Origin of the sequence: Streptomyces sp. NPDC006872 (assembly GCF_040635845.1) — a bacterium.
Lineage (GTDB): Bacteria > Actinomycetota > Actinomycetes > Streptomycetales > Streptomycetaceae > Streptomyces.
The window spans coordinates 1-14,311 of record NZ_JBEYIL010000002.1 but is presented as its reverse complement, the minus strand read 5'-3'; the positions used below and the strand labels follow the sequence as shown (position 1 = coordinate 14,311).

The following is a 14,311-nucleotide window of genomic DNA, read 5'->3' as shown; positions in this document are numbered from 1 at the left end:
ATGCATTCACATCGACGTCAGGGGGAAAACCCCGGATGAACGTCTCAGTACAGCAGGGTCACCGACGGGCGGACTTCCAGCAGTGCGCGGCTGTAGTCCTCCAGGATGATCGGTGCGTTGAGCGCGGTGTGGCGGCTCATCACCGATATATCGCGCCACAGCCGCTGCAGCGGGTTGGACAGGGCGAACGCGCTGCCGCCGACGATGTCGAGCAGCTTCTCCACGGCCTCCCGCGACTTCTCCTGGGCGGACCGCTGGTGCATACGGGCCCGGGCCCGGTCGACCCACGGCATCGGGTCGATCTCCGGCACTCCGTCGAAGGTGTCGCCGATCTCGCGCAGATGCATCTGGGCGGTCTCGACGAGGTGCGTGGCCTCGGCGAACCAGATCTGCACCGAGGGCGCGTCGGCGGCGGCCTCGTAGTTGACGTAGGTGATCGGCCGCTTCTTGTCCAGCAGCTGCCGGGTGACCTCCAGCGCGCCCTGCGCCGCGCCGACGATCGCGGCGAGCGACTGGGTGCTGCCCTGGACGAGCATGGTGTCCCGGTCGTCCTCGCCCGGCAGATCCGTGAGGCTGAACTCCTTCGCCCGGCGCTCCGGGACGAACAGTTCCTCGGCGACGACCGTGTGGGTGCCGGAACCGGCCAGACCGGCCGAGTGCCAGGTCCGCTCGATCTTCACCTCGTTCATGGGGACGACGACGCCCACGAGGTCCGTGGTCGGCTCCTCGCCGTCGAAGATGGGCACGACGGGGATGTAGGCCCAGTCCGCGATCTCACAGCCCGAGCTCCACGGGAACGTGCCCGTCACCTGGTATCCGCCGTCGACGCGCGAGGCCTTCGTCGTGGTCAGGTGGGCGGTGGAGATGACGTACGCGTCGGGGTTGTCCGCGAACATGTCCGACAGCGCGCTCTCGGGCATCCCGGTCAGCGCGAACCGGGTCGACGCGGTGTCGATGGCCAGGTTCCAGGCGGCCGACCCGCAGCCCTTGCCGACCTCCGCGATGATCGACAGAAGATCCGGCATCCGAAGCTCGTAGCCGCCGTAGCGGGTCGGCGTCGTGAGGCGGAACAGCCCGGCGTCGCGCAGCGCGACGACGACCTCCTCGGCGAGCCTGCGGTCCTGTTCGGTCTTCACCGCGTGCTCGCGGATCAGCGGCACAAGCTCGCGGGTACGCGCCACGATCTTCGCCACGTCGACCGTGGACACGGTCGTCTCGTCCGCCAGCTCACCGGCCACTGCTGTCACGAAGTCCTCCTTGGATTGCGCGTCGTGGGCCGGCCCGGATCGGGGAGGCTCATCGCACCGCGTCTCACGGACGAGTCAATCGGCTTCGGGCCTGCGGTCCCAGCGCCGGGCACCCAAAAACCGGCCGCCGGGCTGGCACTGGGAACCAAGTGCCGGCCGACGACCGGTTTCCGGTCGAACGCCGCCGAACGATCCGCCGTCGGGCCGGACCGATCAGCTGCTGAGGCGGATCAGACGGTGGGCACGGCGGCCGGTTGGCCGACCTCCGGGTCCGCCTGCGACGTCACATGACGGTCGAACATCAGGCCGCAGAGGATCGCCCCGCCGAGGAAGACCACGGCACCCCAGAAGAACGCCGTCGTGTAACTCTCCACGGCGGCTTCCGAGATCAGCTGCGGGGTCGGCTTCTTGCCCTCGACGAACGAGTCCGCCGCGGTGATGGCCAGGGTGCTGAGCAGCGCGGTGCCGATCGAGCCGCCCACCTGCTGCACGGTGTTGACCAGCGCCGACGCCGCGCCGGCGTCCTGCGGTTCGACCCCGACGGTGGCCACCGCTGCGCCCAGCGAGACGACGAGGCCGAAGCCGACGCCGGCGATGAGCGACGGGACCATCACACCGCCGAGGTAGGAGCTGTCGACGGTGAGCCGGCTGAGCCAGAACGAGCCCACCGCGGCCAGGACGAGGCCGGCCGGGATCAGCACCCGGGTCCCGAGCTTCGGCTCCAGCACCGGCGGGATGGTGGTCGCGCCGATGCCGATGCCGACGATCATCGGCAGGAAGGCCAGACCGCTCTCGATCGCGGAGAACTCCAGGATCAGCTGGAGGTAGTAGGTGAGGAACAGGAACTGCACGAACAGCCCGATGCCCAGCAGGAACATCGCCAGGTAGGCGCTGCCCCGGTTGCGGTGCAGCACGATCCGGATGGGCAGCAGCGGCGTCCGCGAGCGGAGCTCGAACAGCACGAACGCGACCAGCAGGACGGCGCTGGCGACGAGGAAGCCCCAGACGTCGGTCTTCCCCCAGTCGCCGTCGTCGGCGTTGGAGAGACCGTAGGCGAGGCAGAACAGGCCGACCGAGGCCGTCACCGTGCCGGGCAGGTCGAGCCGCTCCGCGCGGTGTTCGGCCTGCCGGTTGTGCATCGTGAGCAGCGCGCCGACGAAGACGGCCGCCGTGAAGATCACGTTGACGTACAGGCACCAGCGCCAGTCCAGCCAGTCGGTCAGCGCGCCGCCGAGGACCAGACCGAGCGCGAGGCCGCCGCTGCCCAGCGCGCCGTAGACGCCGAAGGCCTTGACCCGCTCCTTCGGGTCCTTGAACACGGTCAGCAGAAACGACAGCGCCGCCGGTGCGACGAGCGCGGCGAACCCGCCCTGGAGTGCGCGGGCCGTGATCAGCATGGCGAAGCCGTTGGCCGCGCCGGCCAGCACCGACATGGCGCCGAACCCGACGATCGAGATCATCAGCGATCGCTTGGCGCCGATGAGGTCGACGATCCTGCCGCCCAGCAGCAGCAAGCTGCCGAAGGCCAGCGCATAGGCGGTGACGACCCACTGCCGGTCGCCGTCGCCGAACCCGAGATCCGCCTGTGCAGACGGCAGCGCGATGTTGACGACCGTCGTGTCCAGGAAGATCGTTAACTGCGCGACGCCGATGACCGCCAGGATCAACCAACGGTTGGCGTAGTGGGGGTCGGGCGCACCTTTCGCCGCCACCCTCGACTCGGAATCTGCTGACTCTGACATTCCACTTACCCTCTATTGATCAGGCCGGACCATCGGCCGATGGCCGGCAAACTGGCGTTTGGCGGAAATCAGGTGGAAATTGTCTCGAATCCGTGCTGCTTCGCGAGGTCGACAATGGCGTGTACCCGTTCACGGGTAATGAGGCCGTTGCCCATCGATCCACTCTTGCCGGACAACCCGAGAGTGACTGCTTCCGCCACCCCAGCCAACAATTCACCCGCACCCTGTGAGGCACCGAGGCCACGCGGCAGAATACCGCGGTTGGACGCAGAAAGTATACCACCGCGCACGTAGCGTAGATCGCCACGAGAAGCCACCGAAGAAGCCTCGGAACCGGTCCCGAAAAAGGACAGATCGGCGATCACGGCACCGTCTCCGAGATGTTTTTCGTCGAGCACGGAAACCGGGCTCGAATGGGCCGAGAACACCACCTGAGCATTCCGCACCGACAAAAGATCGTCGGTCACCACGACGAACGGGTTGATGTCGTAGGCGTCGTCGAGATAAGCGGCGATCTGCGCGCCGCTCGGCTCGTCGCCGCCCCGCCCCTCGGCCAGCCACCGGACGATGAGCGGCTCGACGGACAGCGCCGCCGGGATGCCGGTGAGCGCACCGCCGGCCGCGATCCGCTCCCACGCCTCCTGGTAGATCCGGCGCTCCGCGGCCCGCAGCCGCTCGGCCGAACCCGACCGGCCGCTGCCCACCAGCACGATCTTGGCGGCCTCCAGCGCGCTGATCGCGCCGAGGGCCGATCCGAGGTGCCCGCCACCGCCGACGACCGCCACCGTCGTCCCGTCGAGCCCGCCGAACCGCTCGGCCGCGGCGGGCCGGACGGCGGCCAGGGCCGAGCCGACCGTGAGCGCGCCGCCCGTGGTCACCGTGATCCCGGGAACCCGCAGCGCGCCGCCGTGTCCGCTCACCGCGCCGAGTCCGAACCCGAGGCCGACGGTGTCGCAGCCGTCGGCCTTCGCCGCGCGCACCCGGCGGTCGAGGTCCAGGCCGATCAGGAAGGTCTGCCCGGAGACCTGGTACTCGCGCAGCTGCGCCTGGGTCACCAGCAGCGGGTAGACGGTGAGGTCCACCGACGTCCCCTGCGGCGAGTCGAACCGGACCGGCGCGAACGCCGGCAGGTCCTTGAGCAGTTCGGACCGCCGGGCGTAGGCGAACAGGCGCTCGTCGTCCAGGTCGGCGAGCGACGGGTCGAACTCCCGCAGCATGTCCGGGGTCAGCGGGTAGCCGACGAACCCGACCTTCGCGGCAGCCGGCTCGGCCGGTGCGCTCTCCTCGGCCGCGGCCGGCCGGAAGTCCCTGATGTCCGCGCGCGGAGCGTCCTCCGCGGCCCCGGTCAGCACCTGGACCAACGGCAGCGCGTCCTGGTTGCGCAGAATCGTGCAGACCTCGGTGAGACCGCCCCGCAGCTGCTCGATCTGCTCGTCGCTGATGTAGATCGACGGCTCGATCCGCAGCATGTTCGGCACGCTCGCGGTCGGGCCGGTGCGGATCTGGTGGGCGGCCTGGAGATAGCTGCCCAGCTGGAAGACGAGCAGGCCGGCCAGTGCCTTCTCCCGGATGACCGGGGACGAGGCCTGGCTCTGGTCGGCGAACTCCAGCCCGATGAGCAGGCCCTTGCCGCGGACGTCGGCCACCACGTCGGGGAATGCGGCGGCCAGTTCGCGCAACATGCCCAGGATGCGTTCGCCGCGTTCGGCGGCACGTTCGTAGGCGGCGCCGTCGTGGGCCTCGAGGAGTTCCAGCGTGCGCAGGGCGATGGCCGTGGAGAACCCGTCCTTGGCGAAGGTCGAGCTGTGCACCAGCTCGAACTCGGGGCGGTAGCGCGACTGCCGGACGAGCAGGGCGGAGGTCTTGCCGATGCCGCCGCCGAGCGACTTGCCCAGCACGAAGTAGTCGGCGAGCAGCCCGATATGGGAGCTGGCGAAGAACTTCCCGGTGCGCCCCATCCCGCTCTGGATCTCGTCGACGACGACCGGGCACTCGACCTCGGCGCAGATCTCCCTGATGCGGGCGGCGTACTCGGCGGTCAGCTCGTGGATCCCGCCCTCGCCCTGGATCGGCTCGACGATCAGTCCGGCGACCACCGGGAAGTCCCGCTCGACGAGCGTGACCCGGCCGTCCAGGACCTGGACGTCGAGCACGCTGACCCGCTGCTCGGCGACCGCGCTCTCGAACGCCTCGGCGTCGTTCGGCGGCACGAATCTCACCGGCTGCCCGAGCGAGGCGAAGGCCGCCCGGAAGAGCGGGTTGAAGGTGAACTGCAGGCTGCCGACGAGCTTTCCGTGGAAGGCCCGCTCCAGCGCGAAGAACACCGGACCGGTCCCCGCCCGCGCCATGTTGTGCGCGGCCACCGCGCCGAGCAGCGCCCCGAACTCCTCGGCGTTCGTCGGCACGGGCACATCGCCGGGCAGCAGGGAGACGTCGTCCGGCAGCGCCGCGGTCCCCTCGCCCACCGCCCGCAGCGCGACGTCGACGTTCCACTCGATCTCTTCGAACAGGGCCTTCATCCGCAGCACACGGTCGAACTCGCAGTGCTTGACCGCCGCCTCGACCGCCTCCGCGCCGCTGTTGGCGAAGGTGATGGCGTACGGCTCGGCGCCGGGGAACTCCCGGCCGAGCACCCCGTTCAGCACCGCGCCGACCTGGTCGGCGACCGGGTGCGCGGAGTGCTGCGAGTGCACCGGCCAGCCCGCGTCCAGCAGTTCCTTCGCGTAGGCCACGATCTCCGGGTGGTTGTGCCCGAGCATCAGCGAGCCCCAGCCGCCGATCAGGTCGAGCACCGGCACCTCCGCACCGGTGTCGTCCAGGTAGTACAGGCTGTTCTTCTCCGCCCGGACGTACTCGATGTCCAGGCCGAAGGTGCCGAGCATTCCGGTCAGTAGGGCTTCGGCGTATCGGGTCGGTGCGTTCACCATGTCTCCTGGTGTTCAGCGGTTCGGGTGTGCGGAGGAGGAGCGGCCCAGTTCCCTGTCGATGAAGTCGAGGACCTCGTTCTCGGTCGCGTCGGCCAGGTCGGTGCTCTCGCCGGGGCCGTGGACCGTGTCGGGCCGCGCGTCGGTCCATGCCTTGTTCCAGCGGGTGAGGATGGCGGTCAGCCGGTCGGCGATCTCGGACTGCCCGGACCCCGTGTCGTCCGCCGGTCCGACGTCGACCGGGACGGCCATCAGGACGGCCTCCAGCTTGTCCAGCTCGGCCAGTGCGGAGCGGCGGCTGACCCCGTCGGCGGTGGCGAGCCGTTCGAGCAGGTGGTCCACCAGCACGCCGGGAGAGGCGTAGTCGAAGACCAGCGTGGTCGGCAGCGACAGACCGGTCTGCTCGGCCAGCCGGTTGCGGAACTGCACGGCGGACAGGGAGTCGAATCCGGAGTCCCGGAACGACACCTCCCAGCGCAGGTTCTCCGGGGTCGCGTGGCCGAGCACCCCGGCCGCCTCGGCGCGCACCAGGTCCCGCAGATACGCCTCGACCTCGGTCCTGGTCAGGTCCGCGAAGCGGTCGGCCGGCAGGTCGGCGCTCGCCTTCCGGCGCACCCCGCGCGGCACCAGCCCGCGCAGCACCGCCGGGATCTGCGCGGTGTCGCGTTGCAGCGCGGCGAGATCGAGCGGGGCCGGCGCGACCACGGCGTGGCCGGTGGCGAGCGCGGCGTCGAACAGCTCGCACGCCTCGTCCTCGGCGATCACCCGCAGCCCGGACTGTCCGCCGGCGACCATCCGGCCCCAGGCCAGCGACACCGCGGGCAGTCCACCGGCCCGGCGCTGCGTGGCCAGCGCGTCCAGATACGCGTTCGCCGAGGCGAAGTTGGCCTGACCCGGGCTGCCGAGGACGCCGACCACCGAGGAGAACAGCACGAACAGTGCGGGCGGCGCGTCCATGGTCAGCTCGTGCAGATGCCACGCCCCGTCCACCTTGGGCCGCAGCACCTGCGCGACGCGCTCCGCGGTGAGCGCGGTGAACACCCCGTCGTCCAGGACGTTCTCGGTGTGCACGATCCCGGTCAGCGGATGCTCGGCGGGGATGCCCGCGAGCATCCCGCGCACGGCCTCCCGGTCGGCCAGGTCGCACACCGCCACCGTGGCCGTCGCGCCGAGCGCGGCCAGGTCGTCGCGCAGCCGCCCGGCGGACGAGTCCGGCCGCCCGTGCGGGTCGGCGAGCAGCAGGCGCCGCACGCCGTGCGCGGTGACCAGGTGCCGGGCGAACAGCGCGCCCAGCGGCCCGTCCGCGCCGGTGACCAGCACGGTCCCGCCGGCCTCCGGCACAGGCGCAGGCGAAGTGCCCCGCGCGGTCGACGGCACGAGCCTCGGCGCGAGCAACCGCCCGGTGCGGACGGCCAGTTGGGGCTCGCCCGCGAGGGCCGCCGTGAACAGCAGCTCGGTGGCGGCCGGGTCGTCGTCCAGGTCGACCAGCACGATCCGGTCGGGGTGCTCGGCCTGGGCCGATCGCAGCAGGCCCCAGACGGCGGCGCCGGCCGGGTCCCGGACGTCGTCCTCCGCCTCGACGGCCATCGCTCCCCGGGTCACCACGACCAGGCGGTTGTCCGGCAGGTCCTCCTGGGTCAGCCAGGACTGCGCCACGTCGAGCGCGCGTTCCACGGCCCGGTGCACCGCGGCGACCTGGTCACCGGCCGGGTCCGGCCGTGACGGCTGGACCAGCAGGGCGTCCCACGGGGTGTAGGCGGCCGCCGCCTCCTTGACGTCGGCGAACCTCAGCGGCGCCACCGCGGTCAAGTCGCCGAAGCCGTCGAGGGAGCCGTCACCGGTGCCGTCGCCGGTGCCGTCGCCCAGCAGGGCGAGCAGGGTGTCCGGCTCGTCGTCGTCCGTCGTCGTCTCGACCGTGGTCCAGCGCAGTTCGAACAGCGAGGCCGTGCCGGACGGCGCCGGCGCCACGTCTTCCCTCGGCGTCAGGGCGACGGGAGTCAGGCGTACCGACTCGGCCGTCAGCACCGGCAGTCCGGCCTCGTCGACCGCCGCCAGGCGGAACGCGTCCGGTCCGGCGGGGGCCAGGTGCACGCGCAGGGCCGTCGCCTCGGTGGCGTGCAGGACGACGCCCTCCCAGGCGAGCGGCAGCCGGGGCGTGCCGTCCGGCGCGCTCTGCGGATCGCTCTGCGCACCGTCGATCCGTGCATCGCCGAGGAGCAGCGGCTGGACGGCGGCCTCCAGCAGGGCGGGGTGGACGCCGAACCCGCCGAGGCCGGCGAGGGCCGGTTCGGGCAGACGGACCTCGGCGAACAGCTCGTCCCCGCGGCGGGACACGGACTCCAGGCCCTGGAACACCGCGCCGTAACGGTGGCCCGCGTCGGCGAGGTCCTCGTACGCCCAGTCCACCGCCGTGGCCTTGGCCGGCGGCCAGGCGGTCGGCTCGGTCTGCGGCCGGTCGCCGGCGGGGGCCAGGACGCCGGTGGCGTGGCAGGTCCAGGTCCGGTCCCGCGCGGCGCCGTCGCCGCCCGGGCCGTCGGCGGGCCGGCTGTAGACGCCCACCGTCCGCCGTCCGGCCTCGCCGGGGGCGCCGGTGACGACCTGCACCTGCACACCGCCCTGCTCGGGCAGCACGAGCGGTTCGGTGACCGTGAGTTCGGCCAGTTCGGGGCAGTCGGTCGCGTCGCCGGCCCGGATCGCCAGGTCCACCAGGGCCGAACCGGGCAGTACGGGCAGGTCGGCGACGCGGTGATCGGCCAGCCAGGGATGGGTGGTGAGGGACAGCCGGCTGGTGAACACCAGCTCGTCCCGGCCCGCGACCTCGACGGCCGTGCCGAGCAGGGCGTGCTGCGCGGAGTCGGCGTCGAGGCCCGCGATGTCTCCGGACTCGGCCGACCAGTACCGCTCACGCTGGAACGGATAGGTGGGCAGGCTCGTGCGACGGGCCCCGGTGCCGGCGAACACGGCCGTCCAGTCGACCGCCGCCCCGGCGACGAACAGTTCGCCCACGGCCTCGAACAGCCGGCGCACCGACGGCCGGCCGTCCTGGAGCAGCGGCACCGACCCTTCGAGCAGCTGCCCGGGACCCGACTCGGCGAACCGGGTCATGCGCTGCTCGGCCATCCACCGCTCGGCGGCGGCGACGCCCTCGGAGCCGTCCAGGCCCAGCGGGTCGTCGTCGGTCGTCGGCCGGCCGGTCCGCAGCGACACCACCGGGAACCGCGGTTCGGCGAGAGTCACCGCGGCCCGGTCCCCGGACGTCAGGAGCCGGCCGACGGCGTCCGCCGGGAGCGCCCCGGCGACGAACGCGGCGGCCAGCTCGCCGACCCCGGCGCCGGCCACGCAGCCGAACGTGACGCCCCAGGACTCCAGCAGCCGGAACAGCGCCACCTCGGCGGCGAACAGGATCGCGTCGTCCCCCGGCCCGTCGAGCCCGAGCCCGGACAGGGTCTGGTCGAAGGCCTCGGCATAGGCCGGGAACGTCTCGTACAGGGCGCGTTCCGGGCGGTCGGCGGGCCGGCCGGTGAACAGGAAGGCGGTCCGGCCGTCCCCGACGACGGGCGCGTCGCCCTCGGCGATCGCCCGCAGCCCGGCCAGCGCCTGCGCACCGCCCCCGGTGACGAGCACGGCGCGGTGGTCGAACACCGACCGGGTCGCCAGCGAGAGCCCGATGTCGAGCGGGTCCGGCGCGCTGTCGGAGTCCAGCAGGGACAGCAGACGGGCGGCCTGGGCGCGCAGCGCCTGCGGCGACTTGGCCGACAGCGCCCACGGCGCCACCGGCAGGGACGTCTCGGCCCCCACCGGAGCCCGGACCGGCTCCTCGGGCGCCTGTTCCAGGATGATGTGCGCGTTGGTGCCGCTCATCCCGAAGGCGGAGACCGCGGCCCGGCGCGGCCGGTCCAGCTCCGGCCACGGACGGGACTCGGTCAGCAACTGCACCGCGCCCGACGACCAGTCCACCGCGGACGTCGGCTGCTCGACGTGCAGGGTCTTCGGCATCAGGCCGTGCCGCATGGCCATGACCGCCTTGATCAGCCCGCCGGCCCCGGCGGCGTGCTGGGTGTGCCCGATGTTCGACTTCACCGATCCCAGCCAGATCGGACGGTCCGCCGCCCGGTCCCGGCCGTAGGTCGCCATCAGCGCCTCGGCCTCGATGGGGTCGCCGAGCCGGGTGCCGGTGCCGTGCGCCTCCAGGAGGTCCACCTCGGCGGGCGCCACCCCGGCGTTGGCCAGCGCCTGGCGGATCACGCGCTGCTGCGAGGGGCCGTTGGGCGCGGTCAGGCCGTTGGACGCGCCGTCGGAGTTCACCGCGCTGCCCCGGATGACCGCGAGCACCGGATGCCCGTTGCGCCGGGCGTCGGAGAGCCGTTCCAGGACGAACAGGCCCACGCCCTCCGACCAGCCGGTGCCGTCCGCGGACTCGGCGAACGCCTTGGACCGGCCGTCGGGCGACAGCGTGCGCTGCCGGGAGAACTCGACGAACCCGATGGGCTGCGCCATCACCGTCGCGCCGCCCGCGAGCGCCAGACCGCACTCGCCGCTGCGCAGCGCGTTGGCGGCCAGGTGCACCGACACCAGCACCGACGAGCAGGCCGTGTCGATGGACATCGTCGGGCCCTCCAGCCCGAGGGCGTAGGAGATCCGGCCGGAACCGAAGGACGTCGTGGAGCCGGTCAGCAGATAGCCCTCGGCGCCTCCCTCGGCCGCGTCGGCGCCCGCCCCGTACTCCTGCGCGGTCAACCCGGTGTAGACGCCCGTGTCGCTGCCGCGCAGCGACAGCGGGTCGATCTCGCCGCTCTCCAGCGCCTCCCACGAGGTCTCCAGGAGCAGCCGCTGCTGCGGGTCCATGGCCAGCGCCTCGCGCGGCGAGATGCCGAAGAAGCCCGCGTCGAACTCGGCCGCGTCGTAGACGAATCCGCCGACCCGGGGATAGAACGTGCCCGGCTTGTCGGGGTCCGGGTCCCAGAGCCGCTCGATGTCCCAGCCGCGGTCGGCCGGCATGTCCGACATCGCGTCCACCTCGTCGGCGACCAGCCGCCACAGCTCCTCGGGGGTGGTGGCCCCGCCGGGGAAGCGGCACGCCATCCCGACGATCGCGATGGGCTCGTTCTCGCCGCCGGAACCCGGGACGGCCGCGGCGACGGCCGCCGCCGGCGCCCGCAGGTCGCCGCTCAGCTCGGCGAGCAGGTACTGGGCGAGCGCCGAGGTCGTCGGATAGTCGAAGACCACGCTGGGCGACAGCCGCAGTCCGCTGGCCGTGGACAGCCGGTTGCGCAGCTCGACCGCGGTCAGGGAGTCGAAGCCCAGCTCGCGGAACGGCACGGTCTCGCCGACCCGTTCGCCCGCGCCGAACTGGAGCACCGCGGCCACCTCGGACCGCACCAGGTCGGCGATCTGCTCCTGCCGCTCGTGCTCGGGCAGCACGGCCAGCCGGTCGGCAAGGGACCGCTGATCGCCCGCGCCCCGCCGGACCACCCGGCGGGCCGGGCCGCCGACCAGACCGCGCAGCATCGGCGGGACGGAAGCCGCCCCGCCCCGCAGCGTCCGCGTGTCGAGCCGCACCGGCAGGCTCACCGGGCGGTCCGCCGCCAGCGCGCGATCGAACAGCGCGGTCCCGGCCTCCGGGGAGAGGGGCCGCATGCCGGTGTGGCGCAGTCGGTCGTCGGCGGCGACCCCGGCCTGCAGGCCGCCCTCCGCGGCCCACAGACCCCAGCCGAGCGAGACGGCGGGAAGGTCGTGGGCGCGGCGGTACAGCGCGAGTGCGTCGAGGAAGTGGTTGGCCGCCGAGTAGTTGGCCTGTCCCGCGTTGCCCAGCGTGCCGGCGAGCGAGGAGAACAGCACGAACAGCGCGAGCGGTCGATCGCGGGTGAGTTCGTGCAGATGCCAGGCGGCGTCCACCTTGGGTCGCAGCACGGACGTCATACGGTCGGGGGTGAGCGCGGTGAGGACGCCGTCGTCGATGACGCCGGCGGTGTGCACGACGCCGGTGAGCGGGTGTTCCGCGGGGATCGAGTCGAGCACGGCGGCCAGTGCCGAGCGGTCGGCCGCGTCACATGCCGCGATCCGTACCGTGGCGCCGAGGGCGGTGAGCTCGTCGGCGAGTTCGCCCGCTCCGGGGGCGTCGGGGCCTCGTCGGCCGGTCAGGAGCAGGTGGGTGACGCCGTGGTCGGTGACCAGGTGTCGGGCGAAGAGGGCGCCCAGCGCGCCGGTGCCGCCGGTGACCAGGACCGTGCCCTCCGGCTGCGTCTTCGGCCCGACGGCGTCCGTCGCGGGCTGCGGAGCCAGCCGCGGCACGGTCACCGTGCCGGCGCGCACCGCGACCTGATCGTGGCCGGCCGCCAGCACGGCGGGGAGGATCACGAGCGAGGCCGGGTCGTCGTCGACGTCGGCCAGCACGATCCGCTCGGGATGCTCCGACTGCGCGGACCGCAGCAGACCCCACACCGCGGCGCCCACCAGGTCGGGTGCGATGTCGTCGTCCTGGCCGGTCGCCACCGCGCCCCGGGTCAGCACGAGGAGGCGGCCGGCCAGGAAACGGTCGTCGGTCAGCCACTCCCGCACCAGGTCCAGCGCCTCGACGGCCGTGTCGTGCACGGACGCGACGACCTCGCCGTCCGGCTGTCCGGCGTAGCGGACCACCAGCACATCGGCTCCGGCCGCCTCCGACAGCGTCGCGCAACGGTCGACGGACAGCGTCGCGTCGACGTCCCGGCCGGGGGCGCCGAGCAGGGTCCAGCGCCCGGTCGGCTCGGTCGGGCTCAGCTCGGCCGGGACCCAGTCCACGCCGAGCAGCGAGCCGGCCGTCTCGTTCCGCGCGGCCGGCAGTGCGGTCGACACCGGGCGCGCCTCCACCGACCGCACCTCGGCGACCGGCTGTCCCGACGCGTCGGCGAGCTGCACCCGGCAGGAGGTCCTGCCCTCGGTCTCGCCTTCGACGACCAGCCGCACCCGCAGCGCGGTCGCGCCGGTCGCGTAGAGGCTGATGCCGTTCCACACGAACGGGAGCTGGAGCGTGAAGTCCTCGCCCGCGTCGGCGATCGCGGCGACGACCCGAGGGTGGATGGCCGCGTCGAACAGGGCGGGATGGATGCCGAACCGCGCCGTGTCGGTGTGCTCCGGCAGCGTGACCTCGGCGAAGAACTCGGTGCCGGCGGCGCTGTCGCGGCGCCACAGCGTGTGCAGCCCGCGGAACACCGGGCCGTAGACGTAGCCGTGTTCGGCGAGCCGGTCGTAGAACCCGTCCGTCTGCATCGGCTCGGCGCCTTCCGGCGGCCATTCGCTCAGCTCGAAGCGCGGCTCGGGCGCCGAGGGGGCGAGCAGACCGGTGGCGTGACAGGTCCACTCCTGATCGGTCTCACGGCAGGAGTGGATCGCGAACGGCCGGTGCCCGCCGTCCTGCGGCTCCTTCACCACGACCTGGACCCGCACCCCACCCGTCTCGGGGATGACGAGCGGCGCGGTCACCACCATCTCGTCCACGCCGGCGCAGCCCGCCTCGTCGCCGGCCCAGATCGCCATGTCGATCAGCGCGGTCCCGGGCACCAGCGCCCGGCCGCCCAACTCGTGCTCGGCGATCCACGCGTGCGTGCGTGCGGAGAGCCTGCCGGTGAACACCACCTCGTCGGCGCCGGCCACCCGCACCACCGCGTCCAGCATCGGATGGCTCGCGGCCGCCTGCCCCGCCGAGACGACGCCACCGGCCGACGCCTCCTCCAGCCAGTAGTGCTGGTGCTGGAAGGGGTAGGTCGGCAGGTCCACCAGGGCCGCCCCGGCGCCCGTGAGCAACTGCTTCCAGTCGACGGTGTGCCCGTCCGCGTGGAGCCGGGCGAGCGCGGTGAGGGCGGTTCGGACCTGGGGCTGGTCCCGGCGTTGCAGTGCGGTGAAGGTCGCGTCGACGCTCTGCGGACCCATCGCGCTGAGCACGCCGTCGGGGCCGATCTCCAGGAACCTCGTCGCGCCCAGTTCACGGAGCCGTACGACATGGTCGGCGAACCGCACCGGCCGACGGATGTGATCGACCCAGTACCCGGCCGAACGCACGTCCTCGTTGCCCGCCGCCATCGCGATCACCGGCTCCGACAGCTCCACCGCCTCCACCACCGCGGTGAACTCCTCCAGCACGGGGTCCATCAGGGGGGAGTGGAAGGCGTGGCTGACGGTGAGGCGGTTGGTCTTGCGTCCCTGGCCGCGCAGTTCCTCTGCGATCCGGGTGACGACCTCCTCGACGCCGGAGATCACCACCGAGGAGGGCCCGTTCACCGCGGCGATCCCGGCGAGGGTCTCGTGTCCGTGCAGGAGTTCCTCGACCTCAACTTCGGTGGCCTGGACGGCGATCATCGCGCCGCCGGGGGGAAGGGCCTGCATGAGCCGGCCCCGGGCGGCCACGACCCGGCAGGCGTCG

The 14,311-nt window shown here is 72.8% G+C and carries 4 protein-coding genes; all 4 read right to left on the bottom strand.

What is annotated here, in order from left to right; all coding sequences use genetic code 11:
* Positions 1-44: 44 nt before the first annotated feature.
* Positions 45-1,247, bottom strand: a complete 1,203-nt coding sequence (locus ABZ725_RS05110) for an acyl-CoA dehydrogenase family protein (protein ID WP_358801391.1) — start codon at positions 1,245-1,247, stop codon at positions 45-47.
* 230 nt (positions 1,248-1,477) lie between these two features.
* Positions 1,478-2,989: an MFS transporter gene (locus ABZ725_RS05105; RefSeq protein ID WP_358801390.1), complete on the bottom strand. Its 1,512-nt coding sequence runs from the start codon at positions 2,987-2,989 to the stop codon at positions 1,478-1,480.
* Positions 2,990-3,057: 68 nt separating this feature from the next.
* Positions 3,058-5,916, bottom strand: coding sequence for an aminotransferase class III-fold pyridoxal phosphate-dependent enzyme (locus ABZ725_RS05100; RefSeq protein WP_358801389.1), 2,859 nt, complete (start codon positions 5,914-5,916; stop codon positions 3,058-3,060).
* A 12-nt stretch (positions 5,917-5,928) separates the two neighbouring features.
* A partial coding sequence (locus tag ABZ725_RS05095; protein ID WP_358801388.1) for an SDR family NAD(P)-dependent oxidoreductase occupies positions 5,929-14,311 on the bottom strand: 8,383 nt, incomplete at its 5' end.

Excerpts from the sequence above, each read along its gene's own strand:
- ABZ725_RS05105 (WP_358801390.1), bottom strand. The coding sequence starts at position 2,989 with ATGTCAGAGTCAGCAGATTCCGAGTCGAGGGTGGCGGCGAAAGGTGCG.
- ABZ725_RS05100 (WP_358801389.1), bottom strand. The coding sequence starts at position 5,916 with ATGGTGAACGCACCGACCCGATACGCCGAAGCCCTACTGACCGGAATG.